Annotated in this window: 19 protein-coding genes; 5 read left to right on the forward strand and 14 right to left on the reverse strand. The window is 59.5% G+C overall.

Annotated features, from left to right (window positions below):
* Window positions 1-9: 9 nt before the first annotated feature.
* The 4 genes from AB7F41_RS10605 to AB7F41_RS10620 all read right to left on the reverse strand — a co-directional run bounded on the left by AB7F41_RS10605 (window position 10) and on the right by AB7F41_RS10620 (window position 3388).
* Complete coding sequence (locus AB7F41_RS10605) at window positions 10-1323, reverse strand: S49 family peptidase (RefSeq protein WP_428381799.1); 1314 nt, start codon at window positions 1321-1323, stop codon at window positions 10-12.
* Complete coding sequence (locus AB7F41_RS10610) at window positions 1320-2108, reverse strand: hypothetical protein (protein WP_428381797.1); 789 nt, start codon at window positions 2106-2108, stop codon at window positions 1320-1322. The genes AB7F41_RS10605 and AB7F41_RS10610 overlap by 4 nt, the downstream gene beginning before the upstream one ends.
* A gap of 167 nt (window positions 2109-2275) precedes the next feature.
* On the reverse strand, window positions 2276-2773 hold the full coding sequence (locus AB7F41_RS10615; protein WP_428406572.1) for a hypothetical protein: 498 nt from the start codon (window positions 2771-2773) through the stop codon (window positions 2276-2278).
* Between the two features lie 90 nt (window positions 2774-2863).
* Window positions 2864-3388: a hypothetical protein gene (locus AB7F41_RS10620; protein ID WP_428381793.1), complete on the reverse strand. Its 525-nt coding sequence runs from the start codon at window positions 3386-3388 to the stop codon at window positions 2864-2866.
* A 182-nt stretch (window positions 3389-3570) separates the two neighbouring features.
* Here AB7F41_RS10620 and AB7F41_RS10625 point away from each other — a divergent pair, with 182 nt between their 5' ends.
* On the forward strand, window positions 3571-3846 hold the full coding sequence (locus AB7F41_RS10625; protein WP_428381900.1) for a helix-turn-helix domain-containing protein: 276 nt from the start codon (window positions 3571-3573) through the stop codon (window positions 3844-3846).
* A 475-nt stretch (window positions 3847-4321) separates the two neighbouring features.
* Here AB7F41_RS10625 and AB7F41_RS10630 read toward each other — a convergent pair whose 3' ends face one another.
* The 5 genes from AB7F41_RS10630 to AB7F41_RS10650 form a co-directional block, all read right to left on the reverse strand.
* Window positions 4322-5254, reverse strand: coding sequence for a hypothetical protein (locus tag AB7F41_RS10630; protein WP_428381791.1), 933 nt, complete (start codon window positions 5252-5254; stop codon window positions 4322-4324).
* Entirely contained in the window at window positions 5251-5763 is a 513-nt protein-coding gene (locus AB7F41_RS10635; protein ID WP_428381789.1) for a hypothetical protein, read from the reverse strand. Before AB7F41_RS10635 ends, AB7F41_RS10630 begins: the two co-directional genes overlap by 4 nt.
* Before the next feature lie 393 nt (window positions 5764-6156).
* A complete protein-coding gene (locus AB7F41_RS10640) occupies window positions 6157-6438 on the reverse strand; it encodes a hypothetical protein (protein ID WP_428381787.1) in 282 nt (93 codons plus the stop codon).
* A 22-nt stretch (window positions 6439-6460) separates the two neighbouring features.
* Window positions 6461-6901 carry a hypothetical protein gene (locus tag AB7F41_RS10645; protein WP_428381785.1) on the reverse strand — a complete coding sequence of 147 codons (441 nt, stop codon included), beginning with the start codon at window positions 6899-6901 and terminating at the stop codon, window positions 6461-6463.
* Window positions 6902-6914: 13 nt separating this feature from the next.
* Complete coding sequence (locus AB7F41_RS10650; protein WP_428381783.1) at window positions 6915-7244, reverse strand: hypothetical protein; 330 nt, start codon at window positions 7242-7244, stop codon at window positions 6915-6917.
* A gap of 476 nt (window positions 7245-7720) precedes the next feature.
* Between AB7F41_RS10650 and AB7F41_RS10655 the strand changes: the two genes are divergently transcribed.
* Window positions 7721-8032 (forward strand): hypothetical protein, encoded by a 312-nt coding sequence (locus AB7F41_RS10655; protein ID WP_428381781.1) that lies wholly within the window; start codon window positions 7721-7723, stop codon window positions 8030-8032.
* A 335-nt stretch (window positions 8033-8367) separates the two neighbouring features.
* Here AB7F41_RS10655 and AB7F41_RS10660 read toward each other — a convergent pair whose 3' ends face one another.
* The 3 genes from AB7F41_RS10660 to AB7F41_RS10670 form a co-directional block, all read right to left on the reverse strand.
* Entirely contained in the window at window positions 8368-8886 is a 519-nt protein-coding gene (locus AB7F41_RS10660; protein ID WP_428406573.1) for a hypothetical protein, read from the reverse strand.
* Between the two features lie 152 nt (window positions 8887-9038).
* Window positions 9039-9992: a hypothetical protein gene (locus AB7F41_RS10665; RefSeq protein ID WP_428381779.1), complete on the reverse strand. Its 954-nt coding sequence runs from the start codon at window positions 9990-9992 to the stop codon at window positions 9039-9041.
* A complete protein-coding gene (locus AB7F41_RS10670; RefSeq protein WP_428381777.1) occupies window positions 9989-10357 on the reverse strand; it encodes a hypothetical protein in 369 nt (122 codons plus the stop codon). The genes AB7F41_RS10665 and AB7F41_RS10670 overlap by 4 nt, the downstream gene beginning before the upstream one ends.
* A gap of 232 nt (window positions 10358-10589) precedes the next feature.
* Between AB7F41_RS10670 and fabG the strand changes: the two genes are divergently transcribed.
* The gene (fabG, locus tag AB7F41_RS10675; RefSeq protein ID WP_428381775.1) at window positions 10590-11375 is read left to right on the forward strand and encodes a 3-oxoacyl-ACP reductase FabG; all 786 of its coding nucleotides are present in this window, start codon (window positions 10590-10592) and stop codon (window positions 11373-11375) included.
* A gap of 29 nt (window positions 11376-11404) precedes the next feature.
* Here the strand turns inward: fabG and AB7F41_RS10680 are convergent, their stop codons facing one another.
* Window positions 11405-12337, reverse strand: a complete 933-nt coding sequence (locus AB7F41_RS10680) for a ribose-phosphate pyrophosphokinase (RefSeq protein WP_428381898.1) — start codon at window positions 12335-12337, stop codon at window positions 11405-11407.
* A 242-nt stretch (window positions 12338-12579) separates the two neighbouring features.
* On the opposite strand from AB7F41_RS10680, the gene mnmA reads away from it, so the two are divergent.
* Window positions 12580-13812: a tRNA 2-thiouridine(34) synthase MnmA gene (mnmA, locus tag AB7F41_RS10685; RefSeq protein ID WP_428381774.1), complete on the forward strand. Its 1233-nt coding sequence runs from the start codon at window positions 12580-12582 to the stop codon at window positions 13810-13812.
* Window positions 13809-14534: a class I SAM-dependent methyltransferase gene (locus AB7F41_RS10690; protein WP_428381772.1), complete on the forward strand. Its 726-nt coding sequence runs from the start codon at window positions 13809-13811 to the stop codon at window positions 14532-14534. Before mnmA ends, AB7F41_RS10690 begins: the two co-directional genes overlap by 4 nt.
* Before the next feature lie 231 nt (window positions 14535-14765).
* On the opposite strand, the gene AB7F41_RS10695 is transcribed toward AB7F41_RS10690, so the two are convergent.
* On the reverse strand, window positions 14766-16681 hold a 1916-nt coding region (locus AB7F41_RS10695; protein ID WP_428406574.1), incomplete at its 5' end, for a hypothetical protein.

A 16681-nucleotide genomic window follows, 5' to 3' on the forward strand; every position in this document is an offset into this window, starting at 1 on the left:
TCCCGCGCCCTAGGCGCGGCCGAACTCTCTGTTGACGGTGGCGATGGCGTGCGCCCAGACGTCATCCTTGGCCGCTTGTCGCGGCGCCGGATCTCCGCCTGGTCCGAGATCGGGGCGGCGCTGTTGCGCCATCGCCATTTGCAGCGGCGACATCTTGCTCGCCGGCGCGTCGTCGATCATTTTGGCAAGATCAGCCGCGAGCGCGATCGATGCGCCCTTGCCAAGCGCTTCGCAAAACGCTTGCGCCCGCTTGCTTTCGGGAAAGAGGGCCTGCATCGCGCCAGAAAGCTCTTGCGCAGTCGTCTCCAGGCGCGGCTCCGCGCCGTTTGCGACACTTGACGAACGCTTATGGTCAGCCTGCGACATGTTCGCTCCTTTCACGAATTTGCGGCCCATGCCGCTGCTTTGAAGTTCATCGGCGATGTCGACAAATGCGCCGACGTCATCGGCGAGTCCGACCTCTACAGCTTCCGCGCCAAGACAGGTCCGCGCTTCGGTGGCGCGTATCGCCTCTTCGGTGAGGTTGCTCCGGCCGCGCGCCACCGTCGCGACGAACATCGCGTAAAGCTGGTCGACCTCGGCCTGAAGATCGGCGCGGACGGCTTCGGGAAGCGGCTCGAACGGATTGCCGTCCACCTTGTGGCCGCCGGCGTAGATGAGCGTCGGCGTCACACCGAGCTGATCCATGCGCCGCGACTGATCGAGATGCAGCATCACGACGCCGATCGAGCCGGAGACGCCGGACGGCGTGGTGACGATCCGCGTCGCGCCGGAGGCCATCGCATAGGCTGCGGACGCCGCGAGTGCATTCACGATCGCGACGACAGGCTTTTCCTGCGCAATCGCGTGAACGAAATCGGCAAGCTCGAATGCGCCGCCCGCTTCGCCGCCGGGGCTATCGAGATCGAGCAGGATCGTTTTCACGTCCGGATCCGCGGCCGCCGCGGCGAATTGCGCCGTCACGCCTTCATAGGAAGTCAGACCCGACGCCGCGCCGATGTAGGCGCCGCGATTGACGAGTGAGCCTTCGACGGTGATGAGCGCGACGCCGTTGCGGAAGCGATAGCGTGTTTGGATATAGGAGTCGCCATAAGCATTGGTCACGCGCGGGCCGCGGCGCTCGCCATCGAAGCGGTCAAGCATCTGCGCATGCGCCTCGCGCTCGACCTGTGCCTCAGCCTTTGCGCTATCGATATCCACGAGCGGCGCGACGCCGGCAATGTGTTCCGACAACACCGACGACAGGACCAAAGCCTTGCGCGGGTGCATGAGCAGAGGCGCGTTGTATGCGCGCATCGCGATATGGGCGAGATCCCGCTTCATGACCGCGCAGCCGCCAATCCGAGAACCGCGCGCACGTCGGCATCGGCGCGACGATCGAAGGTCCGGCCGACCGCCTCAGCGGCCGAAATGATCGTTTCCTCCCGAGTCTCGGCGGCGAAGAGTTCCGCAGCGAGCTCCGTGCGCATCCTCTTTCGCGTGGTAGCGTCCAGCGCCTTGGAGTCGTCGGCGGCTTCGTCGATCTCTCGCTCGACGGCCGCGATAAGCGCGTCCCGATGAAGCCAGCAGAGCAACCCCTCGACGTCGATCGCTGCGCCGGCTTTTTCAACGTTGGTGGGGAAACGAAAGTCCTCTCCATGTTCGATTGCGACGCGGACATTGGGGCGCGCCGCGCGCGCTTCTATCTTTGTGCGGGCGCGCTGCTTCACGAGGCCGGACGGATGAGGCGCGCAGTCGACTTGCGCGATGCGGTTGAGGAGATCGCTTATCTCAGCGCGCGTCTTCGCGAGCTCCACATCGAACTTTTCGACGGAAAGTTTGACATCGAGCGGCGCCGTTGCGGCAGGCGCAGCCGAAAGGCTCGAGACAAATTCCGTCAGCCGTCGGTCAAGAATGACCAACGCGTTGCGGCGCTCGGCGTGCGCAGCGATACGAGCCTCCAGCCTATTGCGCGCCTCGACGGGCCCCTGAATTTCCGCCGCGAGTTCGATTGCGTAGGGCTCTTTTTCGCTATGCGACAGGCCGTCATGAGCGCCGGTTAGGAAAGTGTCTAAAAGAGCTTTTTTGGTTTGGATTTTCTCGCGCAGATCATTCGTCTGAGCGGTCAAATCTCGCGCGATCGCGTTGGCCTCTGCGCACCGATCTTTTATCGCGAAATAACTCCGGCAGGACCGTTCGGGCAGCAATCGAGAAGGATCGCCCCCCGGAAACGCGCCGACGGCTTTCGGTTCGCGATTTGTTTCGTCGCGTCGATGATCCGCTCGAACGGCATCCTTCACCATTTGGCCTTCACCTCGCCTTCGAGCTCGTCGAGGTTGACCACGATCGCGACATGCGCCGCGCAGAATTCCGCTTTGGAATTCTCTCGGATCGTTTCCTTGTCGACGCCAGGCTTCAGCGCCTTCGGGTAACGACATTTGGAGGTGAGGAATTCGCCGAGATCCCTGCCCTTTACGAGGTCAGAGGACCAGGCAGGATTGCTCCGCTTCGAAAGATTGCTTTTGTAGGCGACCAAAAAGGCCGAGTCGTCCTTGAAACCGTGAAAGCCGACCTGCGTGAGCAGGCCAGCTGCTTTTGCGTCGATTCCGACCGCATCGACCAGACGCACAAAAACTGCGAGTCGGATGACTTCGGCAAAGGTCCACTCGCGAGTTTTTCCGCGCTCCCCGAAGATTTCCGGCAAGAACTGGTCGCGCGAGATCCATTGTTCGATGCGGGACGAATGGACATGCAAAATCTTGGCCACCTCAGGAAGTGTTTTTCGCTGTTCCATGCTTCTACCTCCGACACGATGTCAGATAATAGATAGGCAACTTCCGACACCCTGTCAAATAATGATACTGGACGAAGGGCGCCGGCGCGCTCATTCCGCGTAACTCACGCCAAAGCCGTGCTGCTCCATCACGCCGTCCATGTCGCCGCAGCCGGAGCGCTCGGCATCGTCGTGTTCGCGCTCGTCGGCGCCGATGTTTTGCTCGCGCTCGTCGTCGTAGCCGCGCATCGCCGTTTCGGGATGGCCGCGGCCCGGAGCCGTCCAGCCGAGCGAAGGCTCCCCGTCGTCTACCGGCCAGCCGCGCGGCGCTGCCCAGGCTCGCTCCTGATTGATGGCCGTTGTCGAGCCGAGCGTCGGCTCACCGTCGGCGCCGTCCTCGAGGAGCTCGCTTTCGTCTTCGCGATCGTCCTTCGCGCCGTGTGGCCAGCGGGACTGATTAAAGGTGTCGGCGTTCCATGTTCCGCCGCACGCGCCCAGGCTCGGCTCGGCGTCGCCGACGTCCTCGGCCGGCGCGTCGTCTTCGAGCGGCTCGTCTTCCTCGAAGTCCGAGTCGCCGTCGATCTGGTCGAGCAACGCGACGAGCGCGTCGACGGCGGCGGCGATGCGCCGGCGCATGGCGGGGCGGTATTCGACGAAGAGAGGGGCGGCGTCAGCGGTCTCAAGGATCATGGGTTTTCTCCAGGCAAGGCGGGGGCGTGCGCCGAGACGGGGGTCTCGGCGCCATGAGGCATTGCAAATTCGCGGAAATCGCGTAATTTTGACGATAATCGTTGACTAAGCGCTTGTCAACGATTTCCGTGTATGAAGGACGGTTTTCGTTGATACAGCTATCGCCCGCGCAATCGCGCGCCGCCCGCGGTCTCTTGGATTGGTCTCAAACTCGGCTGGCTTCGCAATCTAATCTGAGCGAAAGCACAATCAGGGATTTTGAGAAGGGACGTCGCGTCCCGTCAGTAAATAATCTCGCCGCGATCCGCTCCGCCCTTGAGGCGGCCGGCGTCGAATTCACCTCCGGGGACGAGCCCGGCGTGAAGCTGAAGAAACTGAAACAGGGGAACGGGAGCGAGCCTTAGATCCTTTAAGAACACCTCGATCCGCAATCAATTTCAGAGCATGCGAGCACAAATGATTACTGGAGCACAAATTAGAGCTGCCCGGGCCTTGCTCGGTTGGACGGTTTTCAAATTGGCCGGGAAAGCTAAGGTCGGGGTAACGACCGTGCGGCGCACAGAGGAGGTAAATGGCCGGACAAATGTGCCGGCAAACGATGCGATCGCCATCCGCACAGCGCTCGAAAAAGGTGGTGTCGAATTCATTGAGCGAGACGGAGGCGGCCCCGGCGTCCGCCTTCGTGAGACAGAACAATCCGCTCCTACCATCCCCATCGAGGAGTTGAACGCGGAGAATGATGAATAACCTGACGGGGCGAGCAGATTGAGGAAACAGGCTTTGCTCGCTAGATCCTGTGCTAGCTTCCAATGCATATTCAAGCTGAGCAAATTATAGACGGCAAGCGACGTTTCGCGGGCTCGACCAAGTGGTGCTGATTTAGCGTTCTTTGACCCCCTCAGCGCCTTCAAGCGCCCGAGTTGGCTCCGGCACAAAACCGTCAATGAAATCTTGGCGTTTAACTGCCAGATCTTTTACAGTCGACATATATTTGTTGACATCGATCGCGACAATTAGGGCCGCCTGTTCTTTACCAGAGAGAGGATCATTTTGCGTGAACCTACTCACCATAATAGTTTCCTTGCCACCTTTTGGGCGCAAGTGAACCTTTTCCGGGACTTTGTTATTGAGAAACAGAAAAAAACGACCCTTCTCTCCGTCTATCTCAATGTCTTTTCCGTAAACTTCTGAAAACCTGCGTAGCCAATCTACCGGCTCCTTGAGCCCCGCCGTATTCACCCTGGACGGATAAATTCGCCAAGCTTGGTGTACGTGCAGCTGAAACTGATCGCGCTGAGCAGCGACGAGCATCACGAAATCCCTAAGCGGCCACCTCGTCCGAAACAGCTTCAGGAACAACGATATTAATGCCGGCACACCAGGTGCCGTAGGCAGCCCATAATGCTGTTCAATTGAGGGAGATCTGATCGTTGTTTCGATGACTTCCTTCTCCAACGGGAACTGACGTCCATAGAGGTCTACTACGTTGGGAATTATGTTGATCTTGTATAAGTCAGACGGGAGGTCGCCGCGTACAGCTAAACGCTCCAAAGCTGACTGTGTATCGTGAGGTGCAAGCAAACGGTCAGATTCTTCATCCAAGACCTCCGCCAATTTTTCGATCGAATCGGGGCTGTTGTCGTCCTCGGCAATACCCAACCGGTGGCGCACCTCCTCAATAATGTTCTCTCGAACGGTTTCTTCGCCGGCGAGAACGTAGGATGGACGGTTAACGTATCCCAAAGACAAAGCTGCTCGGGCCAGCACCCCGATGGCGGCCTTTCGGTCCATGCCTTCTACAGCCTTAATCATGGTGACCTCACCAGCGGTGATAAGTCGACTATATCGAACTCATGACGTTTTAGATCGCAGATCTGGTATTCCGGTCCGTAGCCCGCCCGGTCGCGCCTTTGCACTTCGGTGAGCCGGGTGGGGTCAAGGCCATTTCGGGGGATGACATATAGCACCGGCTTCCAAATTCGCCATGATCGCGCTTTCACACTCGCGATTATCTCGGTAAACTGGTCGTCAGTTATTGATCCGTCCGCAAGCCATTTCTTAGCGAGTCGGGTAAATGTTTTTTTATGGTCCTTAATGATGCGACAGTGCTCCTCCTGAGCCCTGTACTCCTGAAGAAGATCTTCGTATATTTTGCGCGGGTTCGAGCTGGGAGCGATCATAGTTCCCGACGAGCCTGCGGGCGCATCCCGCTCGCTATCAAAGAACTCACATACCCAGGCAAAATAATTGCCCTCACGGTATTTTTCTGCGACTTCCGTTGAAAACCAAGGGTTGGCGGAATAGAGAATGGGGCCAGCCATACAAAAAGTCCCTAAGACGCGAATATGTAGACGAGAGCTAGCGTGTTTGACCTTCGATGCTCTCACTAAGTCCAAATGCACATAGAGTCTTCCATGAGATCGCGCCACACCCAATGTTAGACTGGCGTGACCCTTCTTTGGTCGATTACGGAAGCATGATCGCGTCAATGCTCTTTCGTCAACCGTTTGAATGCCATAATTCTAGCGATCCAGACGCAATCGCGTCGGAAAGCTTGCTCTGAGCGGGTCATGGCTATACACCTTGCGCACCCCACATCGAGTCTGGTGCGAGAGACGAATTCCGAGGCGCAGTCGGAGCGCGGCCTTTTGTAGGCACCGCGGAAATCGACTGGCGAAGCGCCGACGTGCCACTGCACGCGCCAGCTCGGTCCTCTACTGAACGCCCGCCTTCGCCATCGCGTCCTTGACGCACTTCTTCGTGAAGCTCGTCTTCGCGGCGCCGTGCAGTTTCTTCTCGGCGGCGGCGGCGTCGCATGAGACGCTTGCCGCATCCCTCTCGCATTTTTTCATGAAGCTGCTCAGCGCCGCGCCGTGCAGATCCTTTTCCGTCGCCCGGGCGGCGCAGCCGGGTGCGTCGGGCGTCTGAGCGAAGGCTGTGCTGGCGACGAAGACGCCGGCGGCGAAGATCGAAGCGGAAAAAGTCCTTTTCAACATTTCGCCCTCCAAAAAGAGTGCCTCAAGGCGTAATCGAAGCTGAGGTCGCATTCCTCTTTTGCGCGCGCTCTATGGCTTCATTCATGAGCGCCGTTCTGCGCTCATCGACAAGGCGCACTGCGTCTCTTGTTCTCTTGCGCGCCCGGCGGTCCCTCGCCTTGTCAATCTTACTCAACCCGAAAAGGACGAGACCAGCGCCCGATACGAAGGTACCGAATACATAATTCAGGGCGAGAACAGGAAATCCTAGGACCGTGAGAACGCCCCCAACCCAGTCCAGCAAATCGTCGCCTGGGTCCTTGATTTCGGACCGAAGCTGCTCGGCGGTCCATTGCGCCTCAATTTGACGAGTCCAGTGACGATATTCTTCGTTGACCGTGCTATCTGAAAGACCGGCAGCCGGCGCAGATTGGATATACGCCAGGATGTCATCGGAGTTCTGAAGGGTTGGAAAATCAACCATAAATGTCTCGTAATTATTTGATTAAATCATCAAATTTCTTGTTCCCTTCCTCATGGAGTTTGTCCAATCGGTCGCGATATTCTCGCTCCTCCCGAGCTTCCCTACGCGCGACGTAGAGAGACAGCAGGCCGATGCACGCCGCAATGGCGATAAAAGCGACAGTCACCCAGATCCATACATGAGAATTGCGCACTTGCTCGCTCACGTTTGCATTAACGACAAACGCCATGAAAAGTGCAGCGACTAAAACGAACGACGCGACCGCCAATTGCGGCGGGAAGCTCAATTTCGGAATTGTTCCGCCTTGGGAATGGTCTGTCGTGTCTATTTGATAAACTGACATGAGAACACCCAGCCCGAAGTAATGCGATTTCTATCATCGCTTGCATACAACGCTTTACCCGCGCCATGGTTCCTGGCCGCAAAATTGTTGGGATTTCCCCAGAGCGGTCAAAGAAAGCTGGCCGAAAGATAAGGCCGACTTACACCGACTGCAAACCGCAGCGAGCCCGCTGGCTCCCACAGCGAAAGAAAGCCCGCGACCCAGACCCAAGCCGCGGGCTCCTCCCAGAGGCCCGCCGCCGGCAGGAGCAAGCGGCGGCGGCGCAACTTTACTTAGGCCCTCATCCGAACAGAGCAAGCGTCCAAGAGGCTCGAATGCTACTGACCCGATGTGTCGGACATTCAGAGTTCTAAGAGCCTCGGCTAGGACGGACAGGGGCGCTCGCAAGAGCGGCGAACCGGCCGCGACTCGACTGTGTCAGCACGTCGGTTGAATCGTCAAAACCCAATTATTTCTCTCAAAAGGGAGTTATCCAAATGGCTAATAGAACCATTCGCGTGTGGTGGCACTCCGTCGCCACCGGCTGGCTGAATTTCAACTGGGATCCGATCACGTCGCAGTCCGTAGTTCATATCTCGGCCTGCGAGTGGAAGCCGAGCACCACGATCGGCGGCAAGAGCAAGCACCGGGGCGCCGCGCCAATTTTCGTGAAGAACATTCGCCCGCATGGCAGCAACGTTGAGGCCAACGGCGTCGAATTTTTCGCGCAAGTCGAATTTGGAACGCCGCTCGATGTCGTGTTCGACATCACCGTCTTCGACAACCCGGAGCAGGAACACACCGTCTAGCCCGGGGTCCGATCTTCGACGCCGTCGGTTGACGACTCACAGGCGGCGTCGTCTTCCTCAACTCGTTGCCTTGAGCGCATTGGCCAGAAACGACTCGCACAGCGCGCAAAGCTCGCGCCGCTACCCTAATAGCTTGAGCCTCAGAAAAACGCGCCAGCGAGCTTCGCAAACTCACTTTTCCGCATCGTCTCCATAGAGGCTTCTACTTTAGGTTAGCGCCCTAAATTTTAGGCTCGAAAAGTTGCTGTCACTGGCGTTTTCGCGGGCTCCGTTTGACCGCATACATCCAGACCGCCGGAAGGACCCGCGCGATCGCGGATCCTCATCGGCCGGCATCAGAACGGCTCGTCGTCTTCGTGGAGATCATCGGCGCCTATCCAGCGCCGCGTGTCCGCGATCACGTCTCGTGCGTTGGCGCGCAATTCGAGCAGCCTGTTGGTTCTGGCGAGCGCCGCGTAGTAGTCGGCTCTCACCTCGCGTGCAGTCTTGATGACCTCTGCGATCGACGGCGTGAACGTCGTCGTCGTCCAGATCCGTCGCGTTGCCGCGAAGAGCACGGCCGCCGAGAACCCGCGCCAGTGGGGATAGGTTTCCGGGTCACGGTCGTCGTCCGCATGGATGACTGCGAACGCCAGCGCGTCGCCGTACGACTGCGTTGCGCCGGACGCGGCCGCGGGGATTCCCTCGAGCATGAGCCCGAGGATGGCTCGCGCTTCCCTCTCGCTGGCGGGCTCGTAGAGCGCAGCGCGAAGCGCCTCGTGCTGCTCCTCGAGGAGCTCGCGAGACGGGATTTTTTCCAGCCGCCCCAGGGCGCGCTCGCGGTCTCTGGCGTAGCAGCTGCTCAGTTCCGTCATCTGGGACAGATCCGCGCGGAAGAGCTGGCCATTGCGATGTGCGACGAGCTGCGCGACGCCGCCGAAACGATCCTGCAGGACCGCAATCGCGGATTTCTCCCTCGCGGATTTGGGCTTCGACGGCGCGATGCGCGTGACGTTCTCGGGAAGGTTCATTGCAAAAACTCCTCGACGCGCATGATGCGGAAGCCGTGGCCTTCACGCGGGATGCGACGGAGAGGCGCACCTCCGACGATCGGCAAGCCTTCGAAGGAAGTGGAGGCCTGCGGCGCCGGCTCGTCGGTCCAACGTCCGCCATTGAGCCATTTCGCGGGATGCGGAGTATAGCGCTCGCGCTCTTCCGGATCCGACACAAGCGCCCGCTTCGCCGCGAAGCGCTTCGCGGCCGCAGTGATCTGCTCGGGCGGCGCGCCGCTGCGTACGGCCCGTACGAATGCTCTCATGGCTGCAAGCTTTTCGACGCGAAGCGGGTACGCGTTCCAAAACTCTTCGAAGCCATCGGGCGGAAATTTTGTCTTGCGGGGAGTTGGCGGTTCGCTTGCCTTCTCGCTCGCCGGCTTTTGCGCGTGAGAGGGAGAGGAGGGAGAGTCCTTCCCGGAGTTCAATTCCCGGAGTTCATTTCCCGGAGTTATATTCCCGGAGTTTGTAGCCCCGTGGCGGGGCGGACTCCCCGCCCCGTTTTGGGGCTGGGGGGTAGCCCCGTTTTGGGGCTGGGTGTCAGCCCCGCCTTCGGGCTGGGTTGCCCTAGACCCCGCCCCATTTTGGGGCTGGGCGCTGTTCTCTTCGTGCTGTGTTCCGCCGTCGAAATACCGCTCGGCGATGCGATAGCGGGTCGTCCCGCCGGCCTTTCGTTCGGCGACAAGATGACTCCGTTCCAGGAGCGCATAAAGAGCGTCCCGGACCTTGCTCTCGCTGGCTATTCCAAGGTCACCGCAGAGGCGCTTGATTGCCGGCCACGCCTCGCCGCCATTGTCGGCGCACATGTACTGGCCGACGAGCACATTGGCGACGCGCAAGGCGAGCTTGGGCAGCTCGGCGTCGAGTCCGACGCCAAGCAGAAGATTGAGTTTCGCCGCTGCGAATTTGGTCGGGTCGAGAGCGTTCATCGCGCGCCCTCCCCCAGGTAGACGAGCAGCGACTGGAGATCATCGCCCTTGGCGCCGCTCGCATCGTCGCGCCAACGCCAGGTCAAGCGATTGATACGAAGCGTCGGCCACTTGCGCGCGAGCTTCGCGCGACTCGGCAATTTTGCAATTGCCGACCGGCCGGCGCCGACGTATTCTGATTGATGAAAGTTCGCTGCTTTCTGCTGGTGCAATCCGCCGTGCCGGGATCCAGCCCCCTGCACGGCGGTTTGCTTTTGAGGCGGTCCATCGCGGTTTGACAAAGGCTGAAAAACGCCTGGAAAATCAGTGGGGGCATACCCCTCGGTTTGACGCCCCAACTCCTTGTTTTCACTAGCGGGCGACACTCCCGCCACTCCGACCATGCAACAGCCTGAAATTGTTTATGCAAACCACATTCAAGAAATTGGACTAAAGCGTGAACATTTTCGGCTTTCGGCCACTCGTTCCGCTCGCGCATTCCTCGGTCGGCGTCCAGTCTGACGCCAGGCGCATGATAATTATTCGCGGACGCGCGCAGGCCGCGCCCGCCTTCCCAGAACCGCTCGTTTCAAGCCCCCCGCAAAGAGACGCCGTCCAATGCTCACCTCCATCGCCGATCGTTCGGTCATCGTCACCGGCGGCAGCCGCGGCATCGGACGCGGCGTCGCCCGTGTGTTCGCGGCCAAAGGCGCGCAGGTGCTGGTGGTCAGCCGCGACCTCGCGCAGGCCGAGGCGACGGCGGCCGCCACACGCGCCGAGGGCGGACGGGCCAGCGGTTTCGCCGCCGACGTCAGCAATCCCGACGAGGTCGAACGCATGGCCGCCGCAGCCGTGGAGCGGCATGGCGGCATCGACATTCTCTGCGCCAACGCCGGCGTCTATCCTGCCGCCCGCATGATGGAGATGACGCTGGAGCAATGGAACGAGGTGCAGTCCACCAACCTAGCCGGCGCGTTTCTCTGCGTGCGGGCCTGCGCGCCGGCGCTGGCGACAAGCGGGCGAGGTCGGATCGTGCTCACCTCCTCCATCACCGGGCCGATCACAGGCTATCCCGGATGGAGCCATTACGCGGCGAGCAAGGCCGGCCAACTCGGCTTCATGCGCACGGCGGCGCTGGAACTGACGCCGCTCGGCGTCACCATCAACGCCCTCCTGCCCGGCAACATACGCACCGAAGGGCTCGACGAACTCGGCGAAGACTATCTGGCGAACATGGCCGCTTCCGTGCCGCAACGCCGGCTCGGGAGCGTCGAGGACATCGCCTACGCCGCGCTGTTTTTCGCCAGCGACGAAGCCGGCTACATCACCGGTCAGACGCTCGTGATCGACGGCGGACAGGTGTTGCCCGAGTCGCTCATGGCGCTGCAAGAAGCCGGCGGCTGACCGGCGGTTCGCGCCGGTCGCGGCGGCGATCAATCAAACAGGCTCGAGACGCTCTCTTCGCGCGCCGTTCGCGCGATGGCCTCGCCGATCAGATGGCCGATCGGAATGACGCGGATATTCGGCGCGGCTTCGACGGCGGCCGTGGCGCGGATCGTGTCGGTGACCACGAGCTGCTTCAGCTTGGAGTTGGCGATGCGTTCGGCCGCGGCGCCCGACAGCACCCCATGCGTGATGTAGGCGTATACGGAGCCGGCGCCCGCCGCCAGCAGGGCTTCGGCGGCGTTGCACAGCGTCCCGCCCGAATCCACGATGTCGTCGATGAGAATGCAATTGTGCCCATTGACGTCGCCGATGATGTTCATGACTTCGGACTCGCCGGCGCGCTCACGGCGCTTGTCGACGATCGCGAGCGGCGCGTCGATGCGTTTCGCCAGCGCCCGGGCGCGGACGACGCCGCCGACGTCCGGCGAGACGACCATGACGTTTTTGAGCTCGAGGTGCGACTTGATGTCCACCACCATGACCGGGGCGGCGAAAAGATTGTCCGTCGGAATGTCGAAGAAGCCCTGGACCTGGCCGGCGTGCAGATCCACGGTCAGAACGCGGTCCGCTCCCGCCCGCGTGATCAGATTACTGACAAGCTTGGCTGAAATCGGCGTGCGCGGCCCCTGTTTGCGGTCCTGCCGGGCATAGCCGAAATAGGGAATGACCGCCGTGATGCGACGCGCGGAGGCGCGGCGCAGCGCGTCGGTCATGATCAGCAGCTCCATTAGGTGATCGTTGGCCGGCGCGGACGTGGACTGGATTACGAACGCGTCCTGCCCCCGCACATTCTCCAGGATTTCGACCCAGATCTCCTGGTCGGCGAAGCGCCGAACCTGGGCGCGGCAGAGCGGAACGCCAAGATGCGCTGCGATCGCCTCCGCCAGCGGCCTGTTGGAATTGCCCGCCAGGAGTTTCATCGCCGCCATTCAGTCCATCCCCGCGCCTTAAACGCCGCGGCGTCATAGCAGCGATGGCGGCTCTGAACAATATGACGCGACGATGGCCGCTCCCTCCGGCTTAAAACTTAGACAGGATTGCCTCTTGGATAGGTAATGCTCTAAATGGAGACAGCGGCCTCACCGATGCGCGGTGGCCGGGCGTTTGGATTGCGCCTTCACCCATCTCGCCCATTGCGTACAGACAGGCGTCGCTTCCGTTCATGACGAATAGCGTATCGGATCATGCGCCGCAGCCTTCCTCGCCGCGCGAGACGCGAATCGTCGTCGCCATGTCGGGCGGCGTCGATTCGAGCGTGGTCGCCGCCCTGCTGAAAGAACAGGGCTACGATGTCGTTGGCGTGACGATGCAGCTCTACGATCACGGCGAGGCGACGCACCGCAAGGGCGCCTGCTGCGCCGGGCGCGACATCCACGATGCGCGCAGCGTCGCCGCGCGGCTCGGCATTCCGCACTTCGTTCTCGATTACGAGAGCAAGTTTCGCGAGAAGGTGATCGACGAATTCGCCGCGAGCTACGCCAGCGGCGAAACGCCGGTCCCCTGCGTCGCCTGCAATCAGTTCATCAAATTCGCCGATCTCATGGAGACCGCGAAGGACCTCGGCGCGCATGCGCTCGCGACCGGTCATTATATTTCGGCGCGCGACGACGGGCGCGGCGGGCGGGCGCTGTACCGCGCCAAGGACGCGTCGCGCGACCAGAGCTATTTTCTGTTTGCGACGACGCGCGAGCAGCTGCGGATGCTGCGCTTTCCGCTCGGAGACTACGCCAAGGCCGAAGTTCGCGACATGGCCCGCCGCTTCGGTCTCGAAGTCGCCGATAAGCCGGACAGCCAGGACATCTGCTTCGTGCCGACCGGGCGCTACACCGACGTCGTCGAAAAGCTTGCGCCCTCGTCGGTCGTGCCGGGCGACATCGTGCATCTCGACGGCCGCGTGCTCGGGCGGCACGCCGGAGTGATCCATTATACGATCGGGCAGCGGCGCGGGCTCGGCCTGGGCGCGAAGGTCGCCGGCCGGGACGCGGAGCCGCTCTATGTGCTGCGGCTTGACGCGGCCAAGGCCCAGGTCGTCGTCGGCCCGCGCGAGGCGCTGGAGACGCGCGCGGTGAAGCTGCGCGACGTCAACTGGATCGGCGAGGGAACGCTCGCCTCCCTGCCGCCTGAAGGCCTCGACATCATGGCGCGCGTGCGCTCGACGCGGCCGCCTGTTCCGGCGCGGCTGATCGCCAGCGACGACGGCGAAGCCCTGGTGGTCTTCGCGTCGAGCGAGTTCGGGGTCTCGCCCGGGCAGGCCTGCGTGTTTTATGACGCGGACGAAAACGAAGCGCGCGTGCTCGGCGGGGGATTTATCGCCGCGATCGAGCCCGCGGCAATGACATTGGCATCAAAGGCGCCGCCCCTGCGCGCCGCAGAAGCGCGAAGGGCGCCTCGATGAGCGAAGCACGAAATTTTTTGCGCGAAGTCGAAACGCTGGACAACGGCAATGTCGAAGCCGCCTATGCGCGCTGGGCGCCGATTTATGATCTGACGTTCGACATTCTGTTGAAGCCCGGCCGTCGCGCCGCCGCCGCCGCCGCGTCCAATGCGGGCGGCCCGATTCTCGACGTCGGCGTCGGCACGGGTCTGGAATTGCCGATGTTCGCCACAAAGGCGCAAGTCGTCGGCGTCGATCTTTCGGAGCCGATGCTGCGCCGCGCGGCGCAGCGGGTGCGCCGCGAGCGGCTCGGCAATGTCGCCGGCCTCGTGAAGATGGACGCGACGCGAATGGCCTTCGCCGACGCGAGTTTCGGCTGCGTCGTGGCGCCATATGTTCTGACGGTCGTTCCCGAGCCGCAAGCCATGCTCGACGAACTCGCCCGCGTTCTGCGGCCGGGCGGCGAAATCGTCCTCGTCAATCATGTGAGCGGCAAGGACGACGCCATTGCGCTGTTCGAGGCCTGGCTCGACCGCCATATGGCGCCCAAACTCGGCTGGCGGCCGCAGTTTCCATGGTCGATCATCGGCGACTGGATCGACCGCAACCCGCAGATGAAGCTTGTCGAGCGCCGCCCGCTCGCGCCCTTCGGCCTGTTTACGCTAACGCGGATCGGACGGCTGATTGACTACAGCATTGATGCGCAGCGCAAAGGCGCAGCGCGGGAAACAGAACCCGCTTAAGTCTCGGCTTTCCTGTGCTAATTCGCTTGCGCGGGCGCCGTTACGGCTCTACTCTAAGTTGTGCAAACTTCGGAGGCAGAGTCATGAACAAGCTGGTTTTGGCCTTATATACGACGGCCGCATTGATCGTGCAGGTTGCAGTCGCGGTGGCGGGCGGCCCATCGGGGCCCTAGCGCCGGGCCGTTGAATTCCGGCGTTCCGAGGAAATTCGCCGGAACGCCTCCTCGCCGGTCAGAGTCTTCCTAAATCCGTGTTGGTCCGCCGAATGACCTCGCCGAGGCGTTCGACTACTTCGATTGCTGATGTGCCCGACGTCGTGAACGAAATTCCCTTGTCAGATTGATCAGATCTCCGCCTGTTGCGGTCACGTTCGGCGATTTCTTTTGCAAGCTCCAGCCCCTCCTCGGCCGCGGATAGCCCGCCGCTCAACTGGGATTTCCTCGCAGCAGCATCCTGCAACAGATTTGCATTAACGCGCGTCACCCTTGCGTAGGCGTCGAGATTTTGCGCGCGTAACACCCGTACGTAATTCTCTCCCTTGCGATCTTCCTCAGCATTCGCCCCCACAATCCCCATGCAACTAACGTCAGCATCTCTCAGTTCTTGAGCGTATTCCCGCGCCCTGTTCCGATAGTCGTTGTAGTCGGCTCCATCCAAAACAGCATTGATCCAAGATTGTTTCATACTGAGCAGGGAAGATATAAGACTAAGCTTCATGCGCTGCGGAGGTAAATCCTTTTTACCTGGTATGCTAACCACGTCGCTCCACGCCCAACCATCCCTATGATTCCCGCAAACCCAGTTGGTCGCCAATGTGTTTCTTCCTTGATGCCTGGCTCCAAAAATTGCAGGCTTTTCAATATTTTCTGCAGAAAACGTATTATATATAATGTTATCCAATAACAATATTGTTTTTTCCAAGTTCCTGCGATAAAGCTCGAGAACTGCCTGCGTTTTTGCTATTGGCTGATAATTCATCCATTCATACAGGTAGCCACTAATTAGGCTACGAACACGGACTTCAAAAACTTCCGCTAAAGCCTCATCTTTAATTTTGCCTTTTCTGGTCTTCAGCCAGTTTTCCAATAAAGCGATTGCCGCTACATATCTATGATTATACTCAAATATATTTGCCGCCGCGATCCACGCATACGGGGAATCAGAGGAGCTGACATCGATCATCTCAGCAGCTTTATTCGCATCAACGATGTATTTAATGCCATTTTGAATCGCTTTTTTGTTATTTTTATCAACTATATTTATAGCAGATTTTCCTACTTGAGATTCAATTGTATTTCTATTAACTTCGCATTCTGGGAATGCTTCTTCTATATCTTCATGATCGATCTTTACCATCATACGTATGGATTCATTAAGTTTTTTTGCTATTGGAAGGATTTTGTCACCTGAGCTTATATAGTCCAGATTTTGATTATTTTCTTCCATCAGGCAGGACGCCAGTTTAGCAAAAACCTCATCTGCGAGATTTATATGTTTGGCTAGGCGAGAAAATAACTGAGCTTCAGGCGGCTGTTCTTTATTTTGAACCTGGTCTTTTACAATATTACTATGATTTTCTACGACAAAATGCTTTCCAAGCGCGTAAATTAGCGCGTCTCTGCGCATAGAGTGACCCAGCTCCGCCAGACTCTGCAATCCTTGAGACACGCTCGGCGGCGCATAGGAATTCTGCGCGTTCGCAGGGGGCACGAGCTGGGCGACCGAAGTCTCGCTGGATCGGCTTTCATTTCGGCCGAAAGCAAATTCGAGCCCTCCAGGAAGTTTGACGTTGCCTCCCAAGCGAGCAATCCTGGCTATCGTTTCTTCATCTAGCACTCCGACAAGGAAAACGCCCATCAACAGGACAAGCATAACTATTTCACTGTAAATCCCAAATTTCTGCGTATCTATATCATCATGATGCTGTATATCATCTCCTATATCACGTTCATTATTTTCGACTTGGCGCGCAATATGCACGAAACTGTTCTGCTTTATTTTATACTGATCAGCGCGTATTGCACGCATAAGCCAATAAGATAAGAAATTTCCAAATATAAAACCAAAAACAATTTGCTTGAAGCTTGGTCCATCAAAAAAATACTGCCAATCTATCCAATTATGTGTAATGATCATGTATATATATA

Source organism: Methylocystis sp. (assembly GCF_050251305.1).
In the GTDB taxonomy this organism is placed as follows: domain Bacteria; phylum Pseudomonadota; class Alphaproteobacteria; order Rhizobiales; family Beijerinckiaceae; genus Methylocystis.

Coding starts and splice junctions, on each gene's coding strand:
- AB7F41_RS10655 (WP_428381781.1), top strand. CDS start 7,721: ATGGCTAATAGAACCATTCGCGTGTGGTGGCACTCCGTCGCCACCGGC.
- AB7F41_RS10650 (WP_428381783.1), bottom strand. CDS start 7,244: ATGTCAGTTTATCAAATAGACACGACAGACCATTCCCAAGGCGGAACA.
- mnmA (WP_428381774.1), top strand. CDS start 12,580: ATGACGAATAGCGTATCGGATCATGCGCCGCAGCCTTCCTCGCCGCGC.
- AB7F41_RS10660 (WP_428406573.1), bottom strand. CDS start 8,886: ATGACGGAACTGAGCAGCTGCTACGCCAGAGACCGCGAGCGCGCCCTG.
- AB7F41_RS10665 (WP_428381779.1), bottom strand. CDS start 9,992: ATGAACGCTCTCGACCCGACCAAATTCGCAGCGGCGAAACTCAATCTT.
- AB7F41_RS10620 (WP_428381793.1), bottom strand. CDS start 3,388: ATGCGCCGGCGCATCGCCGCCGCCGTCGACGCGCTCGTCGCGTTGCTC.
- AB7F41_RS10640 (WP_428381787.1), bottom strand. CDS start 6,438: ATGTTGAAAAGGACTTTTTCCGCTTCGATCTTCGCCGCCGGCGTCTTC.
- AB7F41_RS10605 (WP_428381799.1), bottom strand. CDS start 1,323: ATGAAGCGGGATCTCGCCCATATCGCGATGCGCGCATACAACGCGCCT.
- AB7F41_RS10615 (WP_428406572.1), bottom strand. CDS start 2,773: ATGGAACAGCGAAAAACACTTCCTGAGGTGGCCAAGATTTTGCATGTC.
- AB7F41_RS10645 (WP_428381785.1), bottom strand. CDS start 6,901: ATGGTTGATTTTCCAACCCTTCAGAACTCCGATGACATCCTGGCGTAT.
- AB7F41_RS10680 (WP_428381898.1), bottom strand. CDS start 12,337: ATGAAACTCCTGGCGGGCAATTCCAACAGGCCGCTGGCGGAGGCGATC.
- AB7F41_RS10630 (WP_428381791.1), bottom strand. CDS start 5,254: ATGATTAAGGCTGTAGAAGGCATGGACCGAAAGGCCGCCATCGGGGTG.
- fabG (WP_428381775.1), top strand. CDS start 10,590: ATGCTCACCTCCATCGCCGATCGTTCGGTCATCGTCACCGGCGGCAGC.
- AB7F41_RS10635 (WP_428381789.1), bottom strand. CDS start 5,763: ATGGCTGGCCCCATTCTCTATTCCGCCAACCCTTGGTTTTCAACGGAA.
- AB7F41_RS10690 (WP_428381772.1), top strand. CDS start 13,809: ATGAGCGAAGCACGAAATTTTTTGCGCGAAGTCGAAACGCTGGACAAC.